We start from the raw sequence: 3,237 nt of genomic DNA on the forward strand, positions 1-3,237 counted from the left end.
GATAAGTATTGAGCTTCAAAGTGAAATATTAAGTGCTTTACCGGATAAATGGTTTGAGTATCCACAGATGCAGGGTTATAAAGATGCAGCAGATGCATTAAAAAACACATCAGCTGGTGGAACAGCACCGGATTTTACACTGGAAAGCATTAATGGTAAATCATACACCTTGTCAGAGTATCATGGACAATACGTTTTATTGGACTTTTGGGCATCATGGTGTGGACCGTGTAAGAAAGCCATTCCACATTTACGTGAGTTACAAGAAAAATATAAGGACTTAGTTGTTATGAGTATTTCTGCTGACGAGAATCTGAATAATTGGCGAAAAGCGAGTAAAGAACTTGATATTAGTTGGATTAACCTTATTCATGACAAAGCACAAAAGGGCGATGATTGCGTTATTAAGAGATATCAGGCTAATAGTCTTCCAACTATTATTTTAGTAGATAAGCAAGGAAAAGTATTGCTTAAAACCCATCTGCCTGAAGATTTAGATGCTAAATTGGCGGATATATTTGGCAAGTAATAATGCCAGAAATATATGGGTTGAAACTAGCGGAAATGCGAATAAGCATAACATCTTCCTGGTTTTACTTAATGAATTCCAATCCCGTCATAAACGTATGGCGGGTTTGTTTTTTATATCGAAAATATAAAAGAGCAAGCCAATCATATTGGCTTGCTCCTGAATTATTAAATTAAACTTACGCCAACTCCAAAATTTCCACAATGCTTTCTTTAGTATAAAGAGCACCCATACCCCAGGTGGTTGCCAAACCGTGTGCATTTTCTGCTAAATCAGAAATTGCTTCCCTTGGAATATGCCCTTCGGCCAAGGTCACAGGTGTGTTAATCTTTCTAAACCAGGCTTCCAGTTGCTTGATGCCTTCATCGGCTCCCTCAACATTAAATACTTCTTTGGCAAATCGTTCATATTGAGCAGGGTTTTTGTGCTTATGCCATTTCATCCAGGCAGGCATTACAATAGACAATCCTGCACCATGCGCTATATTAAATAAAGCAGACATAGCATGCTCAACAACATGGGTGTCGTAAGAATTACCTTCAACACCGGCAAGAGTTGATCCGTTTAACGCCTGTGTTGCTGCCCATGCAAACTCTCCACGTGCATTATAATCATCAGAATTATCCAACAGCGCTTCAGTAGTTCTGATAACAGTCCTTAAAATATTCTCAATATGTGTATTTGTAAATTCTGGCATATACGATGCAGTGAAGTACAGGTCAAGACAATGGGCAAAGATATCAGCTGCTGAGTAGGCAAGGTAATCCCGGCCAACAGAAGCCTGTAGTTCCGGATTGATAATTGATACTTTTGGGAATAAAGCAGGGCCAACCAGTGCAAACTTCTCTTTAGTACCCTCATTCATTACCACACCTCCGTTATTCATTTCACTACCTGTGGCAGCAAGGGTTATGATGGAGAATAGTGGCAGTGCATCCGAAGGGATAGCTTTAAATACAAAGAAGTCCCACACATCGCCATCATACTTGGCACCTGCAGCAATGGCTTTAACCGAGTCTAGCACAGATCCACCACCAACAGCCAGAACGCCATCTACCTGTTCCTTTCGAGCCAGTTCAATACCTTCGTTAACCTTACTTAAAACAGGATTACTCACTACACCCCCAAGCTCTACAAACTCAATTCTCTTTTCAGCCAGGGAAGCAGCTACCCGGTCAAATAGACCGCTGTGCTTGATACGGTTTGATCCATATACCAGCAACACTTTCTTTACGCCATATTCAGAAACGTATTGGCCAATGTTATTTTCCTTGTCTTTGCCAAACTCAATCCTTGTTGGATTAAATAAACTAAAGTCTCTCATTTTAATTTGTTTTGATGTTCTATCATTCTTGGTTAATTATTTCATCATTATTGATAACTCAAAATTACCCGGATGTCAATAAGAAGACTTAATCAAATTACAGATTGATGAATATTTATTACAGTTTGGTATACCAAGTGAAATAAGATTACATCTTATCATCGTGAAAATCCACTTAAAACATTGTCTTTCTGAAGTGGAAATCAGTCGATGTACTTGTATAAAACTATACCAGCTTGAGGTAAGCCTGTTTAGAAAGAATAGGTTTTAATGGGCAAGGATATTAGGGCACCAACTCTTTAAAAAAGTTTTAGTTGAAAAAGAGTTGTATTTACTTTGGTTTGAAGCTACTTTCAATGTAAAGTGGCTTTTTGAAGTTATAGATCTATACTTTATACTAACTTGTTTTTTATAATTGAATTTGCCATTTATAGTCTGAGTTTTTTACTTTTGATTCCTCATGAACGACGATAGGCTAATTTTTGAAGAAATAAAAAAAGGAAATCAAGTAGCTTTTAAACAACTATTTGACAAATATTATTATGCCCTAAAGGGCTTCTCTCGTCGTTATGTTACCCAAGAGGATGTTTGCGAAGATGGTGTTCAAAAAGCATTTGTTTCGCTTTGGGAGAACCTTAATGACTTTAAATACCCAAGTGCGCTGAAAAGTTATTTATTCTCCACAGTTCGAAATCATTGTATCAACTATGTCAACCGTGAAGCTAAGCGTAAAATTACAACAGATGACCTGGAAGAATTTATAACTGATAAGACTTATAAAGAAACAATAGTCGAAGAAGAAGTGTATTCCGAAGTTTATAAGGCTATAAAGAAACTATCTCCACAATCACGTAGAATTGTGGTTTTAGCTATGAACGGCTTGAAGAACCAGGAGATTGCTGATGAATTAAACATCTCAATTAACACAGTTAAAACACTTAAAAAGAGGGCTTACGAACACTTGAGGGAAGATTTGAAAGGGGCTTCATGGGTGTTAATTTTACTTTTAATCTAAAAAAAATCATTTTGCTATCACCCGCTTTGGGACCTTTTGTTACTTAGTGACAAAGGCTGTCAAAATGAAAGATCAAGATTTTAATATTTCCCATATAATAGTTCGTTATTTAAGAAATGAACTAACTGATTCGGAGCAGCAGCTTTTAAAGCAATGGCTGGTTGATCCAAAAAATCAAGAATTGTTTGAACGACTTGTAGATAAGCAAACCCTTTTGGATAAAAGTTTTGAGTACGATAATGATAATCCTGAAAAAGCATGGAGCAATATTAATCGTCAGATCAACAATCCGTTTAAACCGTTTAAATTACTTAAATATGCAGCTACCATTCTCCTGCCTTTATTGGTTACGTTGATCATATACAGACA

At 36.8% G+C, this 3,237-nt stretch carries 4 protein-coding genes; 3 read left to right on the forward strand and 1 reads right to left on the reverse strand.

Annotated elements, in window-relative coordinates; translation table 11 throughout:
• Positions 1-529, forward strand: a 529-nt coding sequence (locus AC4MRQ_RS25355) for a TlpA family protein disulfide reductase (RefSeq protein ID WP_491200529.1), incomplete at its 5' end; no start/stop codon positions are given.
• 178 nt (positions 530-707) lie between these two features.
• Here the strand turns inward: AC4MRQ_RS25355 and AC4MRQ_RS25360 are convergent.
• Positions 708-1,853 carry an iron-containing alcohol dehydrogenase gene (locus tag AC4MRQ_RS25360; RefSeq protein ID WP_491200530.1) on the reverse strand — a complete coding sequence of 382 codons (1,146 nt, stop codon included), beginning with the start codon at positions 1,851-1,853 and terminating at the stop codon, positions 708-710.
• Positions 1,854-2,313: 460 nt separating this feature from the next.
• Between AC4MRQ_RS25360 and AC4MRQ_RS25365 the strand changes: the two genes are divergently transcribed.
• Both AC4MRQ_RS25365 and AC4MRQ_RS25370 read left to right on the forward strand, forming a co-directional pair.
• Positions 2,314-2,868 (forward strand): RNA polymerase sigma factor, encoded by a 555-nt coding sequence (locus AC4MRQ_RS25365; RefSeq protein WP_491200531.1) that lies wholly within the window; start codon positions 2,314-2,316, stop codon positions 2,866-2,868.
• 64 nt (positions 2,869-2,932) lie between these two features.
• Positions 2,933-3,237: hypothetical protein (locus tag AC4MRQ_RS25370; protein ID WP_491200532.1), on the forward strand; the 305-nt coding region annotated here is incomplete at its 3' end.

The sequence above is a fragment of the Carboxylicivirga sp. genome, assembly GCF_982718395.1.

Excerpts from the sequence above, each read along its gene's own strand:
- AC4MRQ_RS25360 (WP_491200530.1), bottom strand. The coding sequence starts at position 1,853 with ATGAGAGACTTTAGTTTATTTAATCCAACAAGGATTGAGTTTGGCAAA.
- AC4MRQ_RS25365 (WP_491200531.1), top strand. The coding sequence starts at position 2,314 with ATGAACGACGATAGGCTAATTTTTGAAGAAATAAAAAAAGGAAATCAA.